Genomic DNA, 25,633 nt, shown 5'->3' with positions numbered 1-25,633 from the left:
AGGGTGGGGAAGTTATGCTGCGTGCGATGATTGTTGACGACGAGGCGCCCGCGCGTTCCGAGCTGCGCTATCTGCTCGAGGAGGCGGGTCGCGTCGATGAGATCACCGAGGCCTCCAGCGCCCGCGATGCCGTGGAGAAGCTCATGGAGGGTCGCCCGGACGTGCTGTTCCTGGACATCTCCATGCCCAAGACGAATGGCATGCAGCTTGCGGAAGCGCTCCACAAACTCAAGAATCCGCCTGCGGTGGTCTTCGTGACGGCATACAGCGAGTATGCCCTCGAGGCGTTTGACGTGGACGCCGTGGATTACCTGATGAAGCCCGTCGAGACCGACCGCCTGGAGCGCGCGCTCGACAAGGTGGTTGCCCACTCCACGGAGCCTGCCGCGACCACGGCTCCTGCAGAGCGCATTCCGGTCGAGAGGGGCGGGCGCAAGGTGCTTGTGCCCATCGACCAGATTCGTTTCATCGAGGCCAAGGACGACTACTCCTGCATCTACACGGGCGATGATCGTTATCTCTCCGTCATCTCGCTCGCGCAGCTGGAGGCCAAGCTCTCCCCGCACGGCTTCTTCCGCGTGCACCGCGGCTACATCGTGAACCTGCAGTACGTTGAGGACGTGGAGGTTGTCTCCAGTGGCGTGCTGCAGCTGGGCATTGCTGGCATGGAGGGCAAGAAGATCTCTGTCTCCCGTCGCCGCGTCGTCCAGCTCAAGCGCGCCCTCGGCCTTTAACGCGCCTTTGGGACAGATCCTTTTGCAAGTTTTCTGAAACGTACGGACAGGTCCCTCGCTTCGTCTTGATGCGAAGCGAGGGACCTGTCCCGCTATTTGCCTGACCAGGCGCTTACAATCACAGCGAAGTGCGAAGTGCGAAGTGCGAAGTGCGAAGGATTAGGGTGGCAGCGTAGCGGAGGTAGCCATGGCCACGAAGAGAATTGACGTGTTGAGTGACACCCACGGGCGCCTGTCGCGCGAGGTGCTCGACCAGCTCGACGGGTGCGACCTCATCGTCCATGCGGGGGACATCACCTCGGAGGAGGACTTCATCACCCTGGGTGCCATCGCGCCGCTGCGCCTCTGCCTCGGCAACAACGACTGGCCGGGCGAATATGGGCCCGAGGTCACGCGCATGGTGCGCTTTGAGTATGAGGGCCTGCGCTTCTCCGTGACCCACTATCAGGAGCGGCTCACGGGCGACCGCTTTGACGTGGGGGTCTTTGGCCATACGCACGTGCCGGTGTGCGAGGGCCGCGCCAACGGCTCCTTGCTCATGAACCCCGGCAGCCCCACGTTTCCGCGCAGCAAGGAGGGCCCGACGATGGGCCGCATCTTTGTGACCAACGGCAAAATCGCGTCCGCCGAGATCGTTCACCTGTCCGACGAGCGTGAGGACCAGGGCATCCGCAGCTGGGGCCGCAGCTTCTTTGGGTGGTAGGCTCGTTGGGCGGCGGTCTGGCAGGTGGCGGGCCGAGCGACGGGCATGACAGCGCCCCCAGGCAGCTTGCTTGCCGCCTAGGGGCGCTTCTTGTGGTATCGCTAACCGTGCTTCGTCAGAGCGAGCTCGGCAAAGGTTGACGATGCCGGGTGCGTGCGACACTCGCAACGGCGCCAAATGGCCTACGCGCTCTACCGAAGTCCTACAGGTACTCCTCGAGCTCCTTGACGATGCGGCCCTTGGGCGCGCTGCCAACCATGGTGTGCACCGGCTTGCCGTCCTTGAAGAGAATGAGGGTGGGGATGGACATGACCTGGAACTTGATGGCGAGGTCCTGCTCCTCCTCGACATTGCACTTGTAGACGGCGAGCTTGTCGGCCATATCGTTCGAAATCTCCTCGACAACGGGGGAGAGCGCGCGGCACGGGCCGCACCAGCTGGCCCAGAAATCGATGAGGACGGGCTTGTCGGAGCCGTTGACGACCTCGTCGAACGAATCGCTCGTGATTGCCTTCGTAGCCATGGGAACCTCCCGTGTAAGCCGGCGACCGCGGGCGCCGGGCGTTTGTCATCCATCGAGTTATACCCACGAGCGCTCGAATTGTCCGCGGTAAAATCAACACCGTTGTGCAAATGCCGTTCGGGGCCCGGAGGCTCCGTCGCGAATGGGGCCGGGAGGCTGCGATGGGTGTGCGCGAGGAGTTCCTCGAGAAGGCGAAGGTTGAGCTTGGCGACCTTGCAGAGGCGGGCGTGGTGATGGCGGGCAACGCCTTTTCCCAGGCGCTGCTGCTGAAGGGCGAGCTCGAGCGGGGCGACGCCAAGCTGCTGGAGGGCCCAGACGGCGCGGCCTTGCGCGCGGCGCTCAAGGCGCTGGGCTACGCGCCCGAGGACTGGGTAGGCCTCTCCACGTGTGACGCGGAGGGCTATCCGCTCGTGCCGGGCACGCTGCGCCTCGCGATCACCACGCTGGACCCCTCCACGGTCATCGCCATCGACGAGTCCGCGGCCGCGGCGTTGCGTGAGGCCTATGCCGACGAGCTCGTGGATCTCGAGGCGCTCGAGGCGGCCACCCTCATGCCTGGCGTGTTGGCCCGCATTCTGGGCATGCGCGTCATGAACCTGGGCGGCTTTGAGGAGAGCCTCGCGGACCCCAAGGCCAAGCAGGTCATGTGGGCGCGCCTCAAGACGCTGCCGCCAGAGGGCGAGCCGTACTAGGACGCCGGGCGGGGCGTCCTGCCATAGGTCGAGCCGTCGAGAAGCCTGCCCCCTCGCCACCGCAGTCATTGCACCATCTTGATGCCCGAGCCCCTGTCGTTGCGGTACGCTAAGGACGGTATGCGGCCGCTCCGGCGCGCAATACAACGCGTCGTCGGCACTGTTCCCAAGGAGGATCTATGTCGAACGTACCTGCACCTGTCGACGCCACCCAGACCCCTGAGTGGGCGGCGCTCCAGAAGCACCACGATGAGCTCGAGGCCGCTGGTATTAGCCTCAAGCAGTGGTTTGCCGACGACCCCGCACGTGTCGAGAAGCTTTCCTTCGACCTGAGTGACCTGCACTTCGACCTCTCCAAGAACCTCGTTGACGACGAGGCCGTCAAGCTGCTCGTGGCCCTCGCCCGCGCGGTCAAGCTCGAGGAGCGTCGCGACGCCATGTACTCCGGCGCCCACATCAACACCACCGAGGACCGCGCCGTGCTCCACACGGCCCTGCGCCGTCCGGCGGAGCAGACCGGCAAGTTCGTCGTGGATGGCCAGGACACCGTGGCCGATGTTCACGAGGTGCTCGACCGCATGTACGCCTTCGCCAACCGCGTGCGCTCCGGCGAGTGGCAGGGCGTTACCGGCAAGGCCATCAAGCACGTGGTCAGCGTGGGCATCGGTGGTTCCGACCTCGGCCCGGTCATGGTGTATGAGGGTCTGAAGCCCTATGCCGACGCCGGCATCGACTGCACCTACGTCTCCAACATCGACCCCAACGACATGGCCGAGAAGGTCAAGGGCCTCGATCCCGAGACCACGCTCGTGATCATCGTCTCCAAGACGTTCACCACGCTCGAGACGCTTACCAACGCGCGCGAGATCAAGACTTGGCTGCTCAACGGCCTGCGTGAGGCTGGCGCCATCGACGGTTCCGCCGAGCAGGACGCCGAGGCCATCAAGAAGCACTTCGTGGCCGTCTCCACCGCGCTCGACAAGGTCGAGGCCTTTGGCATCGACCCGCAGAACGCCTTTGGCTTCTGGAGCTGGGTCGGCGGCCGCTACTCCGTGGACTCCGCCGTGGGCCTCTCGCTGATCGTTGCCTTTGGCCCAGAGGTCTTCTCCCAGTTCCTTGCCGGCTTCCATGACGTGGACGAGTACTTCAAGAACACGCCGCTCGAGCAGAACGTCGTGGCGCTTATGGGCCTCATCAACGTCTGGTACGTGAACTTCTTTGGCATGGCCAGCCACGCCGTGCTGCCCTACAACCAGTACCTGCATCGCTTCCCCGCCTACCTCCAGCAGCTCACGATGGAGTCCAATGGCAAGCACGTGCGCTGGGACGGCACGCCCGTTACGTCCGACACGGGCGAGATCTTCTGGGGTGAGCCGGGCACCAATGGTCAGCATGCCTTCTACCAGCTGATTCACCAGGGCACACGCAAGGTGCCGGCAGACTTCATCGCCTTCGTGAACACCACCAACCCCACCAAGGACGGCGACCAGGACGTGCACGAGCTGTTCCTGGGCAACTTCCTCGCGCAGACCCGCGCCCTCGCCTTTGGCAAGACGGCCGACGAGGTTCGCGCCGAGGGCACGGCCGAGTGGATGGTGCCGGCGCGCGTCTTTGAGGGCAACCGTCCCACCACCTCGATCTTTGGCGAGGCCCTGACGCCGCACGCGCTCGGCGAGCTCATCGCGCTCTACGAGCACATCACGTTCGTTGAGGGCACGGTCTGGGGCATCGACTCCTACGATCAGTGGGGCGTTGAGCTTGGCAAGCAGATGGCCAAGCAGATCACGCCGGCCTTCCATGACGACGAGGCGCTGGCGCAGCAGGATGCCTCCACGCAGGCGCTCATCCGGTACTATCGCGCGCGCCGCAACTAGGATTGCGCGTCGCGGGCGCGTCGGGGCGGGTTGCCGCCTCGGCGCGCCTCATTTGTATCTGGGGAGCGTGGGCTTGGCCGTTGTCTTGAGGAGCGCATGGGCGCGAGCTTTCGGGCGCGGGAGTGTTAGGGCGAGCGAGTTTTCGGGCGGCGCAGGCGCCCGAACGGCTCGCGCAGGCGTCCGAACGGAGGGCTATATGAGCGCATCACCTCGCTACGCTGCGGTGATATTCGACATGGACGGCGTCATCGTGGACACCGAGGCGCTGTACCTGGACATGGAGCGGGAGTTCTCGCGGGAGTTTGGCCTGGGCGTGACCGACGAGGAGCTGAGGGCCCAGGTGGGCTGCTCGCACCAGACCTTCCAAGCCACGATCGCAAGCTGGTTCGCGCGCGCCGGCAAGCCACGCGTGGCACCCGAGCTCGCAGTGCGCTTCTTCGACGACTGGTACGCGGACAAGCCCAAGGACTTTGCGGCCCTGCTGAACCCCGGCGTAACCGAGACGCTAGGGGCCCTGCATGCGGCCGGCGTGCGCGTGGCGCTTGCTTCGTCTTCCACACTCGAGAACATCGAGCTGGTGCTGGGCGACTGCGGGCTCATTGGCGAGTTCGAGGCCATCGTCTCGGGCGAGCAGTTCCGCGAGAGCAAGCCCAATCCGGAAATATACCTGCACACGGTCGAGCGGCTTGGGCTGACGCCGCACGCGTGCTGTTGCGTCGAGGACTCGGTTCCCGGGATTGCGGCCGGCAAGGCAGCGGGGCTTACGGTGTTTGCGCGGCACGAGGATCGGTTTGGCTTCTCGCAGGACGCGGCGGACGTCATTGTGGACAAGGTTTCGGGCATTCTGCCGTACGTGTTGGGTGCGTAGGCGGGGGCTGCGAGGCCGTTCAGGGTGCTGGACTTGCGGATCGAGGAGGCTCACATGGCAAAGGTCATCGTCTTTGGCAGCATGAACATGGACTTGTCAATCGAGGCCGAGCGCATGCCTGCGGCAGGTGAAACCATTGCGGGGCGAGGGTTCCTCACCAATCCAGGCGGCAAGGGTGCCAATCAGGCCGTTGCGTGCGCGCGGCTTGGCGCAAAGACGCACATGCTTGCCGCGGTGGGCGCCGACACGTTTGGCGATGAGCTCGTGGCCGACCTCGAGGCGGCGGGTGTGGACTGCTCGCGCGTGGTTCGCACGGAACGCGAGACCACAGGCGTTGCCGTGATTCTGCGCTGTGCGGGAGACAACCGCATCGTGCTGCATGCGGGCGCAAACCACGCGCTCGGCGCGAGCGAGGCTGAGGCCGCGCTGCGCGAGGTCGCTGCCCCCGGCGACGTTCTGGTGTGCCAGGGCGAGTGTGATTTCGACGCTACGCTCGCTGCGATGCATGTTGCCCATGAGCTGGGACTGCATGTGGTGTATAACCCGGCTCCGGCGCGCGCCTTGCCCGGGGCGGCATGGGCCGACATCGACCTCGTTTGCCTGAACGAGACGGAGAGCGAGGCCATGTGCGGCGTGCTTCCGGCTGACGAGGCGTCTGCGCGAGCCGCCTGCGAGCGCCTTCGGGCGCTGGGGGCAAGGTCCGTTGCCCTTACGCTGGGTGGTGCCGGCTCTGTGGGCGTGGACGAGCGTGGGTCCTCTGCGGTGGTGCCTGCTGTTGCGCTTGGGAAGGTCCTCGATACCACGGCGGCTGGCGACACCTATATCGGGGCTCTGGCCGCTGGCGTCGTGCGCGGCCTGTCACTGGAGGAGTCGATGCGCTGGGGCACCGTTGCGGCGGGCATTACGGTGACGCGGCTCGGGGCGCAGCGGGCGATCCCTACGGCGGCGGAGGTTGCAGCCGCGATGGAGGGCGTTGCGCACAAGTGGCGTGCTGAGGCAAGGGAGGAACGAGATGGTGCGAAAGCTGATTCTCGACCTGGACGTTGGCATCGATGACACGCTCGCCCTGGCCTATGCGCTGGGAAGCCCAGAAGTTGAGCTTATTGGCGTGATGACGAGCTTTGGCAACGTGCGCGTGGAGACGAGCGCCCGCAACGCGCTGGCCGTGCTTGACCTGTTTGGCCGCTCGGACGTGCCTGTTTACCTGGGCGCGGATCGGGCGCTGGCGGCGCAGGGGGCGTATGAGCCCAGCCCCGCCGTGTTGCGCATCCACGGGGAGAACGGCGTGGGTGGCTGCCGCATTCCGGATGCGGCTCGCGAGCCGGTGGGGGCGGAAGGGGAGGTGCGGGGCTCGGCGGAGCCTGGCGCGGGGCGCGGTGCCGTGGGGCGCGCGGGCGACATGGCCCCCGAGGGGCGGCCTAAGGCCCCCGGCGATCCCCTTGGCAACGCCGCCGTTGAGTTCCTGATTGAGGCGACGGAGCGCTATGGCGACGAGCTCGTCTACGTGCCCACGGGGCCCCTGACGAACCTTGCGCTTGCCCTGAGGCAAGAGCCTGGCCTTGTCCGGCGCCTTCGCCACGTGACGCTCATGGGCGGCGCGCTGACGGTGCCCGGCAACGTGTCCCCATGCGCCGAGGCCAACATCGCCAACGATCCCGAGGCAGCGGACCTCGCTTTCCGCTCAGGGCTGCATGCGACGATGGTGGGGCTCGATGTGACGCACCAGACCCTGCTGACCAAGCAAGAGACGGCCTTGTGGCGCGAGGTGGGGCGCGCCTCCGCGAGCGAGCTCGTGCGGGCTCGCGCGAGCTTTCTTGCCGACATGACCGACTACTACATCGATCGCTACCTCGAGAACAATCCGTACCTCGGCGGGTGCAGCCTGCACGATCCGCTGTCCGTAGGTGTGGCGATTGACCCGACGCTTGTGGGGACCCATGGCGTGAACCTCAAGGCCGACCTTGTGGGCGCCGTGCGCGGACGCACCATCGGCGACGACGAGCGCCTGAACGAGCCGGAGAAGACCTGCGACGTGGCACTTACCGTCGATGCGCCGCGATTTGTCTCGGAGTTCATGGCGCGCATCAACCGCGCCCTTGGGGCTTAGCGAGAGGTCGGTTTTGGCGGATAGCCGCCTGACATGGGAGCAGGGCCGACGGCAGGTTGAGGCTGCCGTCGGCCCTGCGTCCTGTGGGCCGGCGCCCATGTCCTGCCAGCCGGGCGTGAGATCGGGTCCCTCTCCTAGCTCCTTTTCAGGAAAATAGAAATAGAGCCTGTCCCAATCACAAGTGCTTGCGGGGGCGGAGTTCGGAGGCTAGCTGCGTGTTGGCCTCGTCTACGCGGCGGCGAATCATCTCGCCAAAGTCGTCGGAGGTGCCGCGCTTGAAGCCTGCCTTGGATACGGCCACCACACCGGCCTCGTCACGCAGCACGAGGGCGTACATGCGGTCATCCTCTACCACGCGCTCAACCGAGGAGTACGGGAAGGTGTGGGCCGAACCGTCGTCGTCCACGGTACCCACGTCGTGCGCCGTAAAGAACAACGTGCGCGTGCGGGCGCCCTCGCCGCCCTTGTCGAGCTCCTTGCCAAATTGCTTGGCGGCCTTTTTAGGAAGCTGCTGACGCTGGTAGAGGAACAGACAGCCAAAGCCCGCCATCACGGCGGCCGTTACGGGATTGGCATGCAGAAACACGAGGACGAGCGCTGCGGACACAAGCGCGATGATGCCAAAGACGAGGTAGATGACATCCATCATGCGGCTGCCGGAGAGCTTGCAGACGCGGGCGAGCATGTCATCGTCCAGCGTGGTGACGTTGATATAGCGGGCCTCGGCGGGAACGTTGCCCATGCCCGCGCGGTGTGCCGGGCGCTTGGTGTGCTTCTTGGACTTGGCCATGCTACCCCACCACTTTTGCGCCGGTGAGCTTGGCCACGTGGTGCAGCAGCTCGTTGTAGCGGCCCGTGCTGAGGGCGCGGCGGGGCACGGGCAGGTAGGCACCACCCGCGACGGGGATGACCAGCAGGTCACGAGACTGCTTGGGCTTGCGCAGGCTCGAGACGGGGTAGGTGACGAGCTTGCCCTCGGGCGGAGTCACCACAACGCGGTCCTCGTAGAAGGCTACCTCATAGCGGCGCTTGCCCTCTGGCGCGAGGGCGGGATCGAGACCGGCGCGGCGCAGCTTGCGCACCTGGATGGTCTGCCACTTGCCGGAGACGGTCCAGAGGATGACCCAGACCACAACGAGGCACACGAGCGGCACCTGGTTGTTGTAGCCGATGGGGGAGGCGGCGAAGAAGACGATGACGGCGAGGATGAAGACGCAGGCCACGGTGGCCGGGTTCTTGTAGCGGTCGCCGGCGAGGGCGGTCGCCATCTCGTCCACAAGTGCGCCGGAGAGCTCGTAGGCGTAGCTGTAGAGCGGCTTCTCCTCGCCGCTGTTCTCGGGTTGGGTCTGCTCGTCGGCTGCCATGGGTGCTCCTTGGGCTGGATGCGCCGCACGATGGGCCCGGCGCTGAACGTTTGATACCAGAGAGCCATTCTAGCCGTACCGTGGCTGTCTCGAGAAACGGGATGGCCCCGCTCGCCGCGCGCGCGAGAGGGGCCGTCTATGGGAATTGCCTTCGAGGGGCGCTCACTTGTGAGTCGCGGTGCGGAGCCGAGGTGCCCGCTGCGCTCAATGTCGCCTGGGCGTGGGGTTCTCGCCGTTAGTACACGCCGTGGTCGCGACCCCTGCGGTCGCCCGGCCTGCGCCCTCGTTTTTTGGTGGGACGCACGACAGCCGGCGTCTGCTCCTCGACGGCCGAGCGGCGACGCCCGCCCTTGCCGCCGCGGCCGCGGCCACCGTCAACCCCGCCGCGGCCGGAGTCGCGCCTGCCGCCAAACTCCTCGCGACCACCGCGCTCACTGCGCTTCTTGCCGTTGCGTCCGCCGTCCTGCGGGGCCTTGCGCTGCTCGCGTCCCCGCGCGTCGCCGCGGCCCGGGGCGCCCGTGCCCTTGCGGCTGTTGCGGCCACCGCGGCCGCCACGGCCAGAATGACCCTCGCGACCAAAGAGCTCGCCCTCGGTCAGGAACTCGCCCTCGTCGGCGTCGAAGATCTCGCGCGAGCGGGGCTTGGAGGAGCCGCTCCGCTTGCCGGAGGCAGCCTTGCCGCCCTCTTCGCCCTCGCCGTGGCCCTTCGAGCGCTTGCGGGAGCCAGAGGTGGTGGCGTCGGTGCCAAGGCCCGCGCCACGGCGACGCTGAGGTTGGCTTGCGCCCGAGGGGGCCTGGGAGCTGCGACCGTCACGCTTGCGCTTCTTCTTGCCGGGGGCGGGGGCATCCGGCGAGCGGTCGGGGTCGAGCACGGGCGGCTGGGTGCCCAGGTCAAGCGGCTGCTTGGGCTCGTAGGTGGGAACGACCTGGCCCATGAGGCGCTCGCAGGCAAGCAGGTCGTCAAGGTCGTTGACGGTCACGAAGGTGAGCGCCCAGCCCATCTCGCCCGCGCGGCCCGTGCGGCCGATGCGGTGGATGTAGTCCTCGGGGTCCATCGGCACGTCAAAGTTGACCACGTAGCGCACGTCGGAGACGTCGATGCCGCGGGCCAGCACGTCGGTTGCCACGAGCACGTCGGTTTCGCCGGTGCTGAAGCTCTTGAGCGCGCGCTCGCGCTGGCGCTGGCTACGGTCGCCATGGATGGGGGCGCAGGAGATGCCGGCGCGGCGCAGGCGACGGCACACGGTGTCGGCGCGGTGCTTCGTGCGGCAGAACACGATGACGCGGCTCGGCTGCTCGGCGTGGAGCACCTCGGCCAAGAGGCCGTTCTTGACCTCGAGCGAAACGGGGAGCACGTACTGGTCGATGGTCTCGGCGACGGTGCCCTTGTGGGCAATCTCCACGATCGCGGGGTCATGCACGAGGTCGCGGATGCCGCCGATCTGCTTCTCGTCCAGCGTGGCGGAGAAGAGCAGCGTTTGGCGCGTAGCGGGCGTCTGGCCCACGATCTTGCGCATGGCGGGCAAGAAGCCCATGTCCAGCATGCGGTCCGCCTCGTCCAGCACAAGCACCTGGACCTCGGAGAGGTTGGCCTCGCCCTGGTCGATGAGGTCCACGAGGCGGCCCGGTGTGGCCACGAGGACGTCGCAGCCGCGGTGCAGCGCGGCCTTCTGGGGCTCGTAGCCCACGCCGCCCACAACGGTGAAGCTGTGGTGGCGCGTGCGCTTGGCGATGGTCTTGCAACAGGCGTCGATCTGCTGGGCGAGCTCGCGGGTGGGAGTCACCACGAGCATCGTGGGGCCGTGGTGGCGTGCGGCGTGCGGGAGCCTGCTCAGCGAAGGCAACAGGAACGCGGCCGTCTTACCGGTGCCGGTCTGGGCGGCGGCGAGCAGGCCGCGACCCTCCAGCACGTAGGGGATGGCCTGGGCCTGAACGGGAGAGGGATTCTCGTAGCCGAGGTCTGCCACGGCCTTGAGGACGCCCTCGGAGAGGCCAAGCTCGGAGAAGGCCGGCGTATCGTGCTCGGTATCCTCGCCCGCTGCCTCGGGCTCGCTGGCGACGGGTGCCTGCGTGGCGCCGTCGGTGGTTGCCTCGGGCTCGTTGGCCGCGAGGGAGGGTGCCTTCGCCTGGTTGGCGGAGGCGGCGTTGGTGGTGCTGTTGGTCATGAAAGTGGTTCCTATTCTGAGCTATCGTAGTGATGCGTCCGTTTGCGGACGGATGACGACCGGTGGTCGATTCGTTCCTACCACTCTAACGGAAGTGGGGTTTTGCTGCGGGTTTCGAGCGCTACGCTCAAGGTCTACATGCATCGAACACCTCTTGCGGCGCCCCCGCGCGCGTCGCTTGGGATGGGGAGGACACCTCGGGTGGCGCCTGTCGGCATCGCCCGCGACAACGGCCTTGTGGCCGGGAAGACGGGATGGGCGTGACGGACGCATCGCAAGACGAATGGTGGCGGCACGACAACGAGCCGGACGAGCGCATGCGCGCGCTGCGTCGCGGGAGCGCATCGACGAGGACAACACGGAGGGGCGTTGAGGTCGAGGCAGCCCGGCGCTACCGGCGCGAGGCCTCTCCGCACCAAGAGGTCTACGGCGAGCCCTCGCGCAAACCCGCCCGGGCGCAGGCTTCTATCAGGTGGGGAGACCGCGGGCACGACATGCCGCAGATTCCCGAGCGCAGGCGCCGCGCCGTGCAGGCGCGCCAGGTGCAGCTCACGCCGCAGCGACCGGTGCCTCAGATTCGCGACCGCACCGCCCGAAACGGCGGCTGGAACGTGCCCTCACTCTCCGCGCGCCGCGCTCCACGCGTGCCCGCACCCCTCGTGGCGGCCATAGCCGTGCTGCTCGTGGTGCTCGCCGCCCTGCTCGTTCACAGTTGCGTGGCGTAGGGCAGCGCACTCCCGGCTTGTTGCCTTGTCGAGGCTGAGGTGGCGGCGCGTGCCGAGCTCGGGCTCTCTTAGGGGGCGTCGCCTCGGCGCGTCTCCCGCGCTAGCCCATGAACCTGAAGCCGCGGCCGATGATCTCGGAGCTGCTGACGACGGTCACGAAGGCGTCCGGGTCGTTCTCGCGGACGTAGCTCAGGAGCTGGCGCGCCTCGCGACGGCCCAGCACGCAGGTGATCTGCGCCATGCGACGGCCGGAGTATGCGCCGTAGGCGTAGTTGAGCGTGGCCGTGCGGTTGAGCTCGGTGATGACGAAGCGCTCGATGTCGCGCGGGTGCTGGCAGACGATGGTGCAGATCTTCTTGAGGTGGAAACCCTCGATGATGGAGTCCACGAAGATCGTCTTGGCGAACAGGCCCAACACGCAATAGAGGCCCACGCGCATGTTGTACAGGAAGAACGTGGTGAGCACCACGCCGAAGTTCACCACAGACAGGGCCTTGCCGATGTCCAGGCTGGTCCTGCGGTTCACGATCATGGCGAGGATGTCGGTGCCGCCGGTGGAGCCGCCCACGTCAAAGGCGAGCGCGGATGCCACGGCCGGCAGCAGCACGGCAAAGCACAGGTCGAGCCACATGTCTCCTGTGACGGTGTGGTTTGGCAGCGCGAGCTCGAACAGCGAGGTGTACATCGAGAGCGCCACCGACGCGTAGGCGCTCCAGGCCACCACCCTCCGCGGCAGGAAGATAAAGCCGATGATGACGATGACGATGTTCAGGATCCACATCCAGCCGCCCATGGGCAGGAAGGGCGCCATGGACGCGAGGATGATGGCGAGGCCCGAGGTGCCGCCGAAGGCGAAGTGCTGCGGGCTCTGGAACAGCACGATCGAAAACGCGGTGACGAGCAGGCTCAGGTTGAGGGCAAAGAAGAAGCGCCAGCGCCTGGGGGCCTCCTCGCGCCTGCGGGAGAGGCGGCGGGCCTCCTCCGCCTCCTCGGACGTCTGGGTGCCTGCCAGGGGCTCGAGGCGCACCGGGGCCGGGTCGATGGGACGGAACGGGGCGTTTGGGTTGCGGCGCGCGGCGTCTGCGCGGCTGATGTCGAAGGGCTCGCCCAGCTTGCTGAAGGAGCCGGTGGCCTGGGCGTGATGGCTCGGGGCTGCTGGTGTGGCATCTGTATCTTCACGTGCGGGCGCGTCGGCCGAGGAGCGGAGCGCCGGCGCGGCATCGGTCGCTTCGCATGCGGGCGCGTTGGCCGAAGGGCGGTGCTCAGGAGTCCGCGGCCACGCGGCTGCCTCGTGCGCGGGCGGGTCGTTCGGCTGGCCCTGCTCGTTCGTGCGCTCCTGCGCCTGCCCGTGCTCCTGCTCCGACATCGGCCCTCCGATCTGGAAACGCATCAACGTGGACATGATACCGAGGCGCCAGCGACGGCGGGGCGTGCGCGTGCTACCGTAGCGGCATTCGGGCGCACGTGGCCCGGCGAACGTGCGAGGCACATCTCAGGGGGAACGATGCAGCAACTCAGCAACAAGACCAGCCATTTCACGGACTCCGTGATTCGTCGCATGACGCGCGTGTCCATGAAGTACGACGCCATCAACCTGTCCCAGGGCTTTCCGGACTTTGACCCTCCAGCGGAGATTCTCGACCGTCTGGCGCAGGTGGCGCACGAGGGCCCGCACCAGTACGCCATCACGTGGGGCGCGCCCAACTTCCGCGCCGCGCTCGCGGCCAAGCAGGCGCCGCGCATGGGCATTCCCATCGACCCCGAGACGCAGGTCGTGGTGACCTGCGGCTCCACCGAGGCAATGATGTGCAGCGTGATGACGGTGTGCAATCCCGGTGACCGCGTGGTGGTGTTCTCGCCGTTCTACGAGAACTACGGTGCCGACGCGATTCTCTGCGACGCCGAGCCCACTTACGTGGAGCTGCGCGCGCCTGAGTTCACCTTTGACGAGGCCGAGCTTGAGGCCGCCTGCGCCCGCCCGAACACCAAGGCCCTCATCCTGTGCAACCCGTCCAACCCCACCGGCCACGTGTTCACGCGCGCCGAGCTGGACGTCATCGCGCGCCTGGCCGACAAGTACGACCTGTGGGTCATCACCGACGAGGTCTACGAGCACATCGTCTACGCGCCATACGAGCACGTCTACTTCGCGAGCCTGCCGGGCATGGCCGAGCGCACGCTGAGCTGCAGCTCCTTGTCCAAGACCTACAGCATGACGGGCTGGCGCCTGGGCTACGTGATTGCCCCGGCCGAGGTGACCGACCGCCTGCGCAAGGTCCACGACTTCTTGACGGTGGGTGCCGCCGCGCCGCTCATGGAGGCCGCGGTGGTGGGTCTCGAGCTGCCGCAGAGCTACTACGACAACCTACGCGAGCTCTACACTCACAAGCGGAACCTCTTCTGCGAGGGCCTGCGCGAGCGCGGCTTCGAGTTCGTGGAGCCCGAGGGTGCGTACTACGTGATGTGCGACATCTCAAGCTGCGGCTATGACAATGACGAGGAGTTCGCCGTCGACTTCTGCAAGAAGGTGGGCGTGGGCGCGGTGCCGGGCTCGTGCTTCTTCCATGCGCCCGAGAACCGGTTCGTGCGCTTCCACTTTGCGAAGAGCGACGAGGTGCTCAATGCCGCCCTGTCCCGCCTAGACGGCTGGCACGAAAAGATGGCGCGGGCATAGAGAGTATTTCCCGTGGGCGTGGCGCCCCGTAGCGCACATCGACCCTCGTGCGCCTGCGCACGCAACCCTCTAAACCTACCTCGTAGATAGGGTTTATCATTTGTTTACAATCATCAGCCTTGCGCGGCGGAGAAAAGCGCGTATAGTGCGTTCACAACACGCGCACAGAGACGGTTAAACCGTTCGGGCACACGCCCACGAGTTCTTCGAGAGGAGCGCCAGAGATGAATCGCAACGCCTGCATGCTCAACAACTGGTGGTGGCGCGATTCGCAAGCGGTCGGTCGATCGTGAGTCTCTCGCGCCATGCTTCTACGCGATGAAAGGGCTCCCGGTTAGACCGGGGGCCCTTTTTGTATGGCCTGGCACTCACGGCACCGGCGTGAATCGCGCGGTACAAGTCGAACGAACCATCCACAGCACCCAGCCAGAACAAGTGGATCGAATAACCAAGAACGAACCTCACAGGCATCTTCGGGGAAGGAAGATTACCATGGCTCAGACCACCAACACCCAGCAGGCTCGCACCGTCAACACCATCGACCACGGCAAGCTCGACGTGAAGGCGCTCGTGCTCCTCGCCGTGCTCCTCGCGGCTGGCTTCATCCTCAACTTCACCGTGGGCAAGGTCATCTCCAGCGCCACCGGTGGCGCCATCAGCCCGGAGTTCATCATCTCAGCCTTCTGCCTCACCATCCTGGTCGTGCGCCCCAACATCGGCCAGGCGCTCGTCATTGGCCTCATCTCCGCCGCAGTGATTCAGATCACCACCACTTCGCCGTTCATTGACTTCGCGGCCGAGGGCGTCGCCGCCATGGTCATGGCCGCCATCATCAACGCCGGCATGAAGAGCGGCGCCAAGCCCGCCATCCCCGCCGTTGGCACGTTCGTGACCACCGTGCTCTCCGGCGTGATCTTCATGGTCATCAAGCTCGCGCTCTTTGGCTTCTCCGCCGAGATGGTCGCCGTACTGCCGGCTGCCATGCTGCCCGTCATCTTCGCTACCGCCGTCTTCAATGCCGTGCTCGTGACGGCGCTCTATATCCCCGTCAAGAAGGCCCTGAAGGTCACCGACTAGCTCCCTTGGCGAGCCGTGTCGGGATGGGACCCCGCCCATCGGGCGCCCTCCGCCAGCCATCGCATCCGTCAGCACGTGCATTCGCCAACTGCGCATCAGCCCAGGCTTGTTCTTCCATGCATGCATATATGTGAGGAGCACACATCATGACTACGCAGAATGCTCGGGCCCATCAGGCCCGTACGATTACCGCCGACACCTCCACGACAACCGGCCTCGTTGACGTTACCTCGCTCGTGCTGCTCGCGATTCTTCTCGCGGCCGGCTTCATCCTCAACATGACGGTGGGCAACGCCCTGGCCGTCACTGGCATCAAGCCGCAGTTCATCATCGCGGCCTATGCGCTGGCCGTGGCACTCACCAATGCGAGCTTTTCGGCTGCGGTCATCAACGGCCTCGTGTCCGCCGCGGTCATCCAGCTCACCACGTCCATTCCGGGTCTTAACTTTGGCACCGAGGTTGCCGGCGCGCTCGTGATGTGCGCGCTCTGCCGCCTCGATCTCAAGGTGGCCGGCAAGAGCGTGACCCCGTTCGTGGCCGCCTTCCTCACCACGCTGGTCTCTGGCGCCCTGTTCGCGGGCGTGGGCACGGTGATCATGGGTGCCACGCTGGCCACCGCGGTTGTGAAGATGCCCATCGTGCTTGGCACCGCCGCGTTCAACGCCGTAGCGGTGCAGGCGCTTTACTTCCCGCTCTGCAAGGTTCTCAAGAAGTAGCGGGCTAGCTGGTACTATGGGTGGGCTGCGCCTTCGGGCGGGGCCCATTTTGTTTGGCAGGGGAGCGTGGCAAAGCGCAGCTGCCCGCATGGCGACGGCACGTGGCCGCGCGAGTGGCAATGCGTGGCGAACCGCAATGGCTCCCCAGGCTTTAGGATGCACGGCGGGATGGTCCCGCCGCCCGGGAAAGGCAAGAGCGTGGCTGATTCCATCATTGAGTTGAAGGGCGTCTCGTTCTCATACGGCGACGCCAACGAGAACGAGCCGCGGGCGCTCGACGACGTCTCGCTTGTGGTGCGCGAGGGCGACTTCGTGGGTGTCATCGGGCCGTCGGGCGCGGGCAAGTCCACGCTCGCCGCCGTCATGAGCGGCGCCATCCCGCACCACTTCCAGGGGCAGCTCTTTGGTGCCACGCTCGTGGACGGCAAGGATACCTGCGACGTTACGCTCACGGACATCTCGCGCCTCGTGGGAAGCGTCCTGCAGGACATCGACACGCAGATGGTGGCGTCCGTCGTCGAGGACGAGATGCTCTTTGGCCTCGAGAACTTTGGCGTGCCGCACGACCAGATTGAGGCCCGCATCGCCGAGACGCTCGAGACCGTGGGCATCTCAGACCTGTGCGACCGCGAGATTGCCACGCTCTCCGGCGGCCAGAAGCAGAAGGTGGCCATCGCGGCGATCCTGGCGCTGCAGCCGCACGTTCTGGTGCTCGACGAGCCCACGGCCGCGCTCGACCCGGCCTCGTCGTTCTTGGTGTTCGACACGCTGCGCCATGTGAACGAGGCCGCGGGCGTTACGGTCGTGGTCATCGAGCAGAAGGTGGCGCTGCTATCCAAGTACTGCAACCGCGTGGTGGTGCTGGACCACGGCAGGCTCGCGCTGGAGGGCACGCCGCACGAGGTCTTCTCGCACGGCGCTGAGCTGCGGCGCATTGGCGTCGACAGCCCGCGCGTGGCGCGCATCTCCAACAGCCTTGCCGAGAGGGGCGTCATCGAGCGCGGCCTGCCGTGTCTCAGCGTGTCCGAGGCGGAGGCCCTGGTGGTCGGGCTTGTGGGGAAGGGACGAGCTGGCGAGGCTGCCGGTGCGGCTGGCGGCGCAGGCGCGGCCGGGCATGGCGCCGAAGCACCTGCCGGGGTTGAGGCCGTTGCGGCCGGCGATGCCTGCGCCACGGGCGTCGCGCCCTCCCCGCACGCGCCTGCCCGCCCCAAGGCCGAGGGGGCCGAGCCGGTCGTCTCCTTCCGCGGCGTGAACTTTGCCTACCCCAACGGCGGAGCCTCGGTGTGCAACCTCGAGCTTTCGGTCTATCCCGGCGAGCTCGTGGGCATCGTGGGGCAGAACGGCGCGGGTAAGACGACCCTCACCAAGCTGCTGAACGGCCTGCTCAAGCCCAGCTCGGGCGAAGTGCGCATCGCGGGCCTCAGCACCGCCGAGGTTCCCACCAGCAAGATTGCCGCGCATTGCGCCACGCTGTTCCAGAACCCCGATCGCCAGCTCTGCAAGGACACGGTCCTTGACGAGGTGGCCTTTGGCCTCGAGCTCCAGGGCGTCGACGCCGCCGAGGCGCGCCGCCGGGCCTCGGTCGTGGTCGAGCGCTTTGGCCTGCCGGCCGACGAGTCGCCCTTCTCGCTCTCGCGCGGCCAGCGCCAGATGGTGGCTCTGGCGAGCGTTGTGGTGATCGAGCCCGACGTCATCGTGCTGGACGAGCCCACAAGCGGCCTTGATTACCGCGAGTGTATGACCGTCATGGAGACGGTGTGCGACATGGCCCAGCGTGGCTGCGCCGTCATCATGGTCTGCCACGACATGGAGGTCGTGAGCGACTTTGCCGAGCGCATCGTGGTGATGGCCAACGGCGAGATCCTTGCCCGCGGCGATGCCCGCGGTCTGTTTGCGGACGCCGGCCTCATGCATCGTGCGAGCGTGGCCCCACCGCAGGTCATCGAGCTGTCTGGCAGGCTGGCGCACGACGTGTTTCCGCGCTTTGCCGGCGTGAGCGAGGTTTCCGACATCGTCGACATCACCGAGGAGATGGTCCGTCGTGGTTAACGTCATCGACTACGTGCCGGGAACTACGCTGCTGCACCGGCTTAATCCCGTGACGAAGCTTGCCATTGCGGTGGCCATCATCCTGGCGACGTTCCTCTCGGAAACGTTTCCGCTGCTGCTGGGCTTGCTTGCGCTGACGCTCCTTTTGGGTGTCTATGCGCGTGTGCTGCCGCGCCTGACGGCGCTGCTCAAGCTGCTGGTGCCGCTGGCGCTGATCATGCTGCTGCTCCAGACGGCCATCATGCGCACAGGCGATTCCGTGGTGCTGTGGATGACAACCGACGGCCTCGACACCGGTGGCAAGGCGTGCCTGCGCCTACTGGGCGTGGCCCTGCCGCTGATCTTGATGCTGACGGTCACCAAGCTCAGTGACCTCGCGAACGCGTGCGTCGAGAAGCTGCACATCCCGTATCGCTACGCGTTCACGTTCACGACGGCGCTGCGCTTCGTGCCGGTGTTCTCGCAGGAGATGAACGCGATCATGGAGGCGCAGACCGCGCGCGGCGTGGAGTACGACACCAAGAACCCGTTCAAGAAGATGCAGCTCATGCTGCCACTTTGCGTGCCGCTGCTCGTCTCGAGCGTGGGCAAGACCGATGCGACCGCCCTTGCCGCTGAGCAGCGCGGCTTCTACCTGCGCAATCGCGAGAGCAGCTACAAGCGTTACCCGTTCGCCGCTCGCGACATCGCGGTGTTCGTGCTCTGCGTGGCGCTGATCGCTGCCGGCGTGGTGTTCTAGGAAAAGGCGACATCCCTTAGGGGATGCTCTCAGTTTTGGCTTATTCGATGGCCTCGTGTCCGACGGTTGGGCTCGTGTCCGACGGTTGGGCTCGGGGCCGATGCGTCTTGGGGTGAGGGGATGGCTTGTGGGTGTTTATGACAGGCCGATCTGATCTGACCGCGTCTCGGAGTGCTGGTCGTGTGGTGTCCCAGGGGCTTTATGGCGGTTTGTTGGGCTTGGCGTCCGGTTAGTTGCCTGGGAAATGGACGCTCGTGAGTGCGATTCCGCCTGGATTGGGAAAGAAATGGCCAGATTTGTTGTCTAGATTTGAAGGCCTGAGAACAAAGTAATTAATAATTATATATGTGCAGCTAAACAGGTCGCACGGACCGGCAAATACTATGGGTATCCGGGCGGTTGGGATTTAGACAACAAATCTGGCCATAGTTTTCTGCCGTGCGCGCAAGTCGGCGCCTTTTACTACTGGGAATGTGCCCCTCGGACGGCCCTCCTATAAACTCTGGACATAGGCGGATTGTTGCGGCCGGCGGCCGTGCGCGTGACCGTATTCTCTCCTGTCCGCTAGCTACTTTGCCTTCACGGTCGGAATAATCGCGAGGTTAAAGTATGCGTCCGCCGCGGTCTGCACGAGACTGGCCGCCGCGTCGGCGCTGCCGGCGGATGTCACCTGGTCGCAGGCAATCGTTCCGCCGGTGAGCGCGAGCAGCCAGGCATTCTGCTCGGAGGCGGAGAGGGCGCCGCTGTCCCCGTGTGCGGATTCCCAGATCTGTCCGAGTTCTGAAACGTGTTCGGGCCCCGGGACACGCCCGCGCCTGACGTCTGGGTCATGCGGGATGCCTGGGAAGCTCGGCCAGATGGTCCGGAGAATCCTCCCTGCTTCGCGTCGACGGGGCTGCCACACGCGGGGCGGAACCTTGCGCCCGGTCGAAGTTGATTGCCGCATTTGCTGCAGAACATACCGCCCCAGCCACGAGTTGCCCAACAGTCTCCATGCCGGGCCAGTGTGCCCGAAGAAATCGGTGAGGATAATAAAGCTGGTGGTGGGGGATTACGTCTTGCCGTGCAGCCTCGGTGGAATAAAGCGCGCTGGCGATTGCACTGTCGCGGGGGTGAGGGCGTGGTCCTGAGTCGTGGTGGGGCACGTAATTGAGGTTGGTTCTGCGGGAGGCAAAAGGGGCATAGGCGGCGGGGAGCTGAAGATTGCCGGTGTATGACGGCAGCAGGATGGGGGATTGTCGCGCTTCTCATCGTTGCCGCCTGAAAGCCGAGGGCATATGACGCCGGTGAGGTAGGGGTGTCGCAAACCTACGGGCAAATTTGTTGTCTAGCTCTAAGCCCCTCGAGTACAAAGTAATTAAGTACTATATATCAGCTGGTAGACGGCTTGGAAAAATAAGCGTGTTGGCGGCTGTGTATTGGCGAGCGAAGCTAGACAACAAATATGCACAGAGTTTCCTCCGGGGCTATAATCGCCGGCGCCCAAGGGCCCCAACGGGGACAATTGTCGACCCAAGCGAGCTTGCGCGGGCGGAACCGAGGGTCGTAAACGTGTCGCTGCTGGCGTCCGGGCGGGGCGGCTCGGCGGCGCCAGCGAGCAAGGGAACGTGGGACCCTACGAGGGAACGTGGGGCCCTACAAGGGAGCGCGGGACCCTACACCACATATTGAAGTGCCGCCTGCTGGGCGGCTCGTGTGGGCGGGGCCGGAGCTCTCGCGCTGGGCTCCGGCTTGGGTCGAGCGCACGTCAAATGGGGGTCGAGGGCGTGAGCTGGGGCAGGGCCCCGGCCTATCGAGAGCAAAAACTCGCGGGCTCTGAGGCAAGGCGTCTGCCTGCTTCAGAGCCCGCGGGTCCTACGTTTCAATATCGCCGGTGCTTGTAACCTTACCGCCGCAGTGGCTTTGCTTCCGCCGTGGGTCCCAGAGCTACTCCTTGAAGTGCTTCCCTGTGCGCGAAACCTGCTTCGCGGTGCCGATGACCTCGGAGTTGCCGGCAGCCGTGGCGGCGCGCTTCTTGCCCAGGCGGCTCTTCACGAGACCCACGACCGTGGGGATTACCGAGACGAGCACGATGGCAACAATCAGCAGCTCAAAGTGCTTCTGGACAAAGGGAATACCACCAAAGAAGTAGCCCAGCAGCGTGAAGAGCGTGCTCCACGTGACGCCGCCCAACACGTTGAAGATCACGAAGTCGCGCCAGTGCATGCCGCCCATGCCGGCGATAAACGGCACGAACGTGCGGATGAACGGGAAGAAGCGCCCCAGGAAAATCGCGAGGTGGCCCCACTTCTCCAGGAACTTTTCGCTCTTCTCGATGCGCTCGGGCGTCATGGCCTTCACCTTGCCGGACGCGATGATGCGTTTGCCAAAGAAATGGCCGATCATGAAGTTGCACTGGTCACCGAGGATGGCGGCGCACCAGGCCGTCGCCAGCAGGGCCATGATGTTGAAGCCGCCGCCCTGCGCAAAGAAGCCCGAGGCAAACAGCAGGGAGTCGCCTGGCAGGAACGGGAAGAACACCACACCCGTCTCGATGAAGATGATAAGGAACACGAAGCCGTAAGCCGTGACGGGGCCGGCGGCAATCCAGGCTGCGATGGCGGCGCGCGGGTCGCGCAACAGCTCGATGATGGTGTTGACGAAGCCCATGGTCTTCCGTTCTGCGGTAATCCGCGTCAGGCGGCCCGCGGTGGCGCCGCGCCCACATTCAGTATCGAGCACCTTTCTACCCGACCCTTGCGGTTGCGAATGCCTGCCGCGAGACGTTAAGCAGGCGTTAAGAAAGGTCCTTTCACCAAAACGCCCGAGGCCGGCAAAAGCCGAACCCCGGGGCGTCGAGAGTGCGTTCGATGGGAACGGGTGCCCGCCAGAGGCCCCTTATGGCTGCTGCCTCCCGGCCCTGACCAGGTTCGAGGTGTTGCGTCACCCGAACCCATCCAACGCGCTCGAGGGGCTAGTATAGCGGAGTGTGCCGACATGCGCCCATCTCTGTCAAAACTCCACTCCACTGGTCTAGACCAGTACCACCTCTATATGGCCTTTTACCAGCTCATTCCGACCGTTCGCCGTGCCTGAAAGAAATGCACGGACAATTTGCTTTGAAGTGGTCAATATACGTAGGTGAAGCGCGCGTCCTCCTGAACGCTCGTCTCCCCTCCGGTCGTCGGGTAGTCAGTTTGGGCGCTTTGCACGCAGCACGTCCGACAGTTCGTCAGAGATTCTTCCAACCCCCCCTGTTCTCTGGGAGGACGCGCGCCAACCTAGAAGTGCCCGAGTCACCAGCCCAGCTGGAACAGGCGCCCAAGAGCGGCCAAAGGCTCGGTCAAACGCCCCGACGGCAGTCCACATGCCGCCGGGGCGTTCTTCTGCGGTGATGTTCCTTTGCGACGGCGTCTTCAGCGACGGCGTCTCCATGCGACGACGTTCCCGTGCAGTGATGTTCCTTTGCGGCGGCGTTCTTGTGCGGTGACGTTCCTGCTGTGGGCGTGTTGGTTCGGGAGTGGGACGAAAAAACCATTCATTTTCAAACAGCAAAATAAGATTCAAAACTTGATTATAAGCAATTTGCCTGCAGTTTTTGTTTGAATTGCTGGCGGCGACGAAAGTGCCGCTGCTTGAAAATGAACGGTTTTTGAGGCGCCTCGAGCAAAAACGTCCCCTCTCAACTGCTTCGTGGGGACACCGGCACCTCTCGTTGGCGTCTTCGTGGGGCCACTGGTGCCTCTCACCGGCACCTCGTAGCGCCCGAGAGTTTTTCTTACGCCTAAATGTGCTGGCACGTTGCTTTCGCCTTGCTTTGCCTATGGGTTGGTCTGTCTTGCCTGAGTTCAGCAACGGGGCGCTGGCCTTTCTGCTAGCGTTCGCCATCGCCCGGCGTCCGATCCCCCGCCCCTCCGGCGGCATCTGACCGGCAACCCCACGGGGTCAGTCGAGTCGTGCCGGCAACCTGCCGCGGTGCAACGCGGGCCGTAATGCCCATTGGGATGCTTGCGCCTCTATCTGCACCACCGCCGGGGCGCCCCTTCTGCTTGCCCCGTCAATACCGGTGGGGCGGTGAGGGCGCGCCGGAATCAGCTGGGGTGCCCGTCCCTCTGTCTGCGCCCCAAAATCGCCCGAGTGCGGCAAATTCGCCCATGACGCCGCGGGCGGGCGTACGCTGTTCCCAGAGATGGAAGGAGACCTCGTGGACAGCTACGATGACCTCATCGCGCGCATGACGATCGAGCAGAAGTGCGCGCTACTTTCCGGTGCGGGCGAGTTCACCACGCGCGCCTACCCTGAGCTGGGGATTCCCGAGCTCAGGTTCTCCGACGGCCCCAACGGCCTGCGCAAGCAGGCGGGAGCCTCAGACCATCTGGGCCTCAATCCCTCCGAGCCCGCCACTTGCTTCCCCACGGCCTGCACGATGGCCAACAGCTGGGATCCGGTGCTGGCCCAACGCGAGGGCGCAGCGATGGGGGAGGAGGCCGCCGCCCAGGGCGTGAACGTGCTGCTTGGCCCCGGCCTCAACATCAAGCGCAACCCCCTCTGTGGCCGAAACTTCGAGTACTACTCTGAGGATCCGCTACTCGCGGGCCGAATGGCTGCCGCCTGCGTGCGCGGCATCCAGAGCCGAGGCGTGGCCGCATGCCCCAAGCACTTTGCGGTCAACAGCCAGGAGACGCGCCGCATGGCGAGCGACTCCGTCGTGGACGAGCGCACCATGCGCGAGCTCTACCTCTCCGGCTTCGAGCGCGTTGTGCGCGAGAGCGCCCCCAAGTGTCTCATGAGCAGTTATAACCTCGTGAACGGCACGTATGCCAACGAGAGTCGGCACCTGCTGGGCGAGATCTTGCGGAGGGAGTGGGGCTACCGGGGTGCTGTGGTGACGGACTGGGGTGGCTCCAACGACCATGCCGCCGGCGTGGCGGCCGGCTCCACATTCGAGATGCCCAACCCTGGCAAGGACTCGGTGCGCGAGCTCGTGGCTGCCGTGAGGTCTGGCAGCGTGGGCGGGGAGGCCCTTGATGCACGCGTACGCGAGGCGCTCGCGCTCATCTTCTCGACCGACGCCGCCGTGCGCGCCTCGCGCGGCTGGTTCGACGCCGAAGCCCACCACGCGCTCGCCCGCGAGATCGCCGCTCAGTGCGCGGTCCTGCTCAAGAACGAGGGCGCGTTGCTGCCGCTAGCTCTGGGTACGCGCGTGGCGCTCATTGGCGATTTCGCGGATGCCCCGCGCTACCAGGGTGCGGGCTCGAGTGCCGTCAATGCCACGCAGGTAGATTCGCTGCGGGTGCTCATTGGCGAGAGCGGTCTGGACTGCGTGGGCTACGAGCCTGGTTATCGGCGCGATGGCGGCGACGGCGCGGCGCTGGTGGACAAGGCTGTGGTCCTCGCCAAGCGCGCGGACGTGGCACTCGTGTGCCTCGGCCTCACGGAGATCCAGGAGTCCGAGGGGCTCGACCGCACGGATATGCGCATCAACGAGAACCAGGTGTCGTTGCTCCGCGCGGTCGCGGCAGCGAATCCCCACGTGGTCGTGCTGCTCAGTGCGGGTGCCCCGGTGGAGGTGCCGTGGCTGGGGGACGCTCGGGCTCTGCTCCACCTGGCGCTGGGCGGTCAGGCCGGTGCGGGCGCGGCGCTCGACGTGCTTGCGGGCAAGGTCTGCCCCTCGGGCAAGCTCGCCGAGACCTGGCCGGTTCGCTACGAGGATGTGCCCGGCGCGGCCGCATATCCCAGCACGTCCCACGCGGCGGAGTATCGCGAGGGTCCTTACGTGGGCTATCGCTACTTCAACACGGCCGATGTGCCGGTGGCATTTCCCTTTGGCTATGGCCTGAGCTACACGACGTTCGCCTACTCCGACGTGGCGTTGGGCCCGGCGGGATCGGATGGCGCTCCGAGCGAGATCTCGTTCGTCCTCACCAATACCGGCGAGGTCGCGGGTGCCGAGGTGGCGCAGCTCTACGTGGAGGCGCCGCGTCGGGACGTGTTCGGGCCCGCCCGCGTGCTTGCCGGCTTCGTGAAGGTGGAGCTGCGGCCGGGCGAGAGCCGCCGCGTGGCGCTGCCGCCAGACGCGCACGCGTTCCAGTACTGGAACGTCAGGACGCACGGGTGGGAGCTCGAGGGCGGAACCTACCGGCTCCATGTTGGTGCATCGAGTCGCGACATTCGCTTGAGCTGCGAGGTTGAGCTGGCGGGTACGGATGCCCCGGTGCCCTACGAGGGCCTCGAACTCGCGCCCTACGAGACGGGTGACGTCCGCACGGTCGATGACGCCACGTTCGAGCGCCTGCTTGGCCGGCCCGTTCCCTCTGCGCGCCCGCGCATCGACTGCTCGATGACGCTTGGCGAGCTCGGCCGAGGGCGCAGTCCCCTCGGCTGGATTGCCGGCGCGGTGCTGACGCATCTCTATAGGAAGAGCCTTGCAAGCGGCGAGCCCGACCTCAACGTCACGTTCGTCTACAACATGCCGCTGCGCGCGCTTGCAAAGATGACGGGCGGCGCGGTGAGCATGGGCATGGTCGACGCAATCGTCATGGAGCTCCGCGGCTTCTGGGTCATCGGGCTCCTCCGGTTCCTCGTCGAAGCCCTCCTCAACAAGCTTCGCTCGTGAACTCGCCATTGGGGACAAGCCCCTTTGCA

20 protein-coding genes and 1 other RNA gene are annotated in these 25,633 nt (G+C 65.8%); 14 read left to right on the top strand and 7 right to left on the bottom strand.

What is annotated here, in order from left to right; translation table 11 throughout:
- Positions 1–14: 14 nt before the first annotated feature.
- Together EFAMC2_RS01095 and EFAMC2_RS01090 are read left to right on the top strand one after the other, a co-directional pair.
- Positions 15–734, top strand: a complete 720-nt coding sequence (locus EFAMC2_RS01095) for a LytR/AlgR family response regulator transcription factor (protein ID WP_187325067.1) — start codon at positions 15–17, stop codon at positions 732–734.
- Between the two features lie 187 nt (positions 735–921).
- Positions 922–1,437 carry a metallophosphoesterase family protein gene (locus tag EFAMC2_RS01090; protein ID WP_154026145.1) on the top strand — a complete coding sequence of 172 codons (516 nt, stop codon included), beginning with the start codon at positions 922–924 and terminating at the stop codon, positions 1,435–1,437.
- A 202-nt stretch (positions 1,438–1,639) separates the two neighbouring features.
- Here EFAMC2_RS01090 and trxA read toward each other — a convergent pair whose 3' ends face one another.
- Complete coding sequence (gene trxA / locus EFAMC2_RS01085) at positions 1,640–1,960, bottom strand: thioredoxin (RefSeq protein ID WP_154026143.1); 321 nt, start codon at positions 1,958–1,960, stop codon at positions 1,640–1,642.
- A 161-nt stretch (positions 1,961–2,121) separates the two neighbouring features.
- Here trxA and EFAMC2_RS01080 point away from each other — a divergent pair, with 161 nt between their 5' ends.
- From EFAMC2_RS01080 to EFAMC2_RS01060, 5 genes are all read left to right on the top strand, one after another.
- A complete protein-coding gene (locus tag EFAMC2_RS01080; protein WP_154026141.1) occupies positions 2,122–2,652 on the top strand; it encodes a hypothetical protein in 531 nt (176 codons plus the stop codon).
- A 179-nt stretch (positions 2,653–2,831) separates the two neighbouring features.
- Positions 2,832–4,526 carry a glucose-6-phosphate isomerase gene (gene pgi, locus EFAMC2_RS01075; protein ID WP_154026139.1) on the top strand — a complete coding sequence of 565 codons (1,695 nt, stop codon included), beginning with the start codon at positions 2,832–2,834 and terminating at the stop codon, positions 4,524–4,526.
- Positions 4,527–4,722: 196 nt separating this feature from the next.
- Positions 4,723–5,394, top strand: coding sequence for an HAD family hydrolase (locus tag EFAMC2_RS01070; protein ID WP_154026137.1), 672 nt, complete (start codon positions 4,723–4,725; stop codon positions 5,392–5,394).
- Between the two features lie 54 nt (positions 5,395–5,448).
- A complete protein-coding gene (locus EFAMC2_RS01065) occupies positions 5,449–6,450 on the top strand; it encodes a ribokinase (protein ID WP_154026135.1) in 1,002 nt (333 codons plus the stop codon).
- The gene (locus EFAMC2_RS01060; protein WP_154026133.1) at positions 6,407–7,501 is read left to right on the top strand and encodes a nucleoside hydrolase; all 1,095 of its coding nucleotides are present in this window, start codon (positions 6,407–6,409) and stop codon (positions 7,499–7,501) included. Before EFAMC2_RS01065 ends, EFAMC2_RS01060 begins: the two co-directional genes overlap by 44 nt.
- Positions 7,502–7,676: 175 nt before the next feature.
- On the opposite strand, the gene EFAMC2_RS01055 is transcribed toward EFAMC2_RS01060, so the two are convergent.
- The 3 genes from EFAMC2_RS01055 to EFAMC2_RS01045 form a co-directional block, all read right to left on the bottom strand.
- Entirely contained in the window at positions 7,677–8,291 is a 615-nt protein-coding gene (locus EFAMC2_RS01055; RefSeq protein ID WP_154026131.1) for a YcxB family protein, read from the bottom strand.
- Between the two features lies 1 nt (position 8,292).
- Positions 8,293–8,865: a YcxB family protein gene (locus EFAMC2_RS01050; protein ID WP_154026129.1), complete on the bottom strand. Its 573-nt coding sequence runs from the start codon at positions 8,863–8,865 to the stop codon at positions 8,293–8,295.
- Positions 8,866–9,100: 235 nt separating this feature from the next.
- Positions 9,101–11,029: a DEAD/DEAH box helicase gene (locus EFAMC2_RS01045; protein WP_154026127.1), complete on the bottom strand. Its 1,929-nt coding sequence runs from the start codon at positions 11,027–11,029 to the stop codon at positions 9,101–9,103.
- 260 nt (positions 11,030–11,289) lie between these two features.
- On the opposite strand from EFAMC2_RS01045, the gene EFAMC2_RS01040 reads away from it, so the two are divergent.
- Entirely contained in the window at positions 11,290–11,754 is a 465-nt protein-coding gene (locus EFAMC2_RS01040) for a hypothetical protein (protein WP_187325066.1), read from the top strand.
- A 100-nt stretch (positions 11,755–11,854) separates the two neighbouring features.
- Here the strand turns inward: EFAMC2_RS01040 and EFAMC2_RS01035 are convergent, their stop codons facing one another.
- Positions 11,855–13,156 (bottom strand): YitT family protein, encoded by a 1,302-nt coding sequence (locus tag EFAMC2_RS01035; RefSeq protein WP_261979963.1) that lies wholly within the window; start codon positions 13,154–13,156, stop codon positions 11,855–11,857.
- A gap of 102 nt (positions 13,157–13,258) precedes the next feature.
- Between EFAMC2_RS01035 and EFAMC2_RS01030 the strand changes: the two genes are divergently transcribed.
- The 5 genes from EFAMC2_RS01030 to EFAMC2_RS01010 all read left to right on the top strand — a co-directional run bounded on the left by EFAMC2_RS01030 (position 13,259) and on the right by EFAMC2_RS01010 (position 19,009).
- Entirely contained in the window at positions 13,259–14,428 is a 1,170-nt protein-coding gene (locus tag EFAMC2_RS01030) for a pyridoxal phosphate-dependent aminotransferase (RefSeq protein WP_154026121.1), read from the top strand.
- Between the two features lie 492 nt (positions 14,429–14,920).
- Positions 14,921–15,505, top strand: a complete 585-nt coding sequence (locus tag EFAMC2_RS01025) for a hypothetical protein (protein WP_154026119.1) — start codon at positions 14,921–14,923, stop codon at positions 15,503–15,505.
- Between the two features lie 146 nt (positions 15,506–15,651).
- Positions 15,652–16,221 (top strand): hypothetical protein, encoded by a 570-nt coding sequence (locus EFAMC2_RS01020; RefSeq protein WP_154026117.1) that lies wholly within the window; start codon positions 15,652–15,654, stop codon positions 16,219–16,221.
- A 198-nt stretch (positions 16,222–16,419) separates the two neighbouring features.
- Entirely contained in the window at positions 16,420–18,270 is a 1,851-nt protein-coding gene (locus EFAMC2_RS01015; protein ID WP_261979962.1) for an ABC transporter ATP-binding protein, read from the top strand.
- Positions 18,263–19,009: an energy-coupling factor transporter transmembrane component T family protein gene (locus tag EFAMC2_RS01010; RefSeq protein WP_154026115.1), complete on the top strand. Its 747-nt coding sequence runs from the start codon at positions 18,263–18,265 to the stop codon at positions 19,007–19,009. Before EFAMC2_RS01015 ends, EFAMC2_RS01010 begins: the two co-directional genes overlap by 8 nt.
- A gap of 1,926 nt (positions 19,010–20,935) precedes the next feature.
- Here EFAMC2_RS01010 and EFAMC2_RS01005 read toward each other — a convergent pair.
- Positions 20,936–21,658 carry a DedA family protein gene (locus tag EFAMC2_RS01005; RefSeq protein WP_154026113.1) on the bottom strand — a complete coding sequence of 241 codons (723 nt, stop codon included), beginning with the start codon at positions 21,656–21,658 and terminating at the stop codon, positions 20,936–20,938.
- A gap of 195 nt (positions 21,659–21,853) precedes the next feature.
- An RNA gene (gene ffs / locus EFAMC2_RS01000) (signal recognition particle sRNA small type) lies at positions 21,854–21,947 on the bottom strand.
- A 1,245-nt stretch (positions 21,948–23,192) separates the two neighbouring features.
- On the opposite strand from ffs, the gene EFAMC2_RS00995 reads away from it, so the two are divergent.
- On the top strand, positions 23,193–25,604 hold the full coding sequence (locus EFAMC2_RS00995) for a glycoside hydrolase family 3 C-terminal domain-containing protein (RefSeq protein WP_261979961.1): 2,412 nt from the start codon (positions 23,193–23,195) through the stop codon (positions 25,602–25,604).
- The last annotated feature ends 29 nt before the right edge of the window (positions 25,605–25,633 follow it).

Origin of the sequence: Olsenella uli (assembly GCF_901212655.1) — a bacterium.
Taxonomy (GTDB): Bacteria; Actinomycetota; Coriobacteriia; order Coriobacteriales; family Atopobiaceae; genus Parolsenella; species Parolsenella uli_A.
This window is presented reverse-complemented; position numbering and strand designations above follow the sequence as displayed.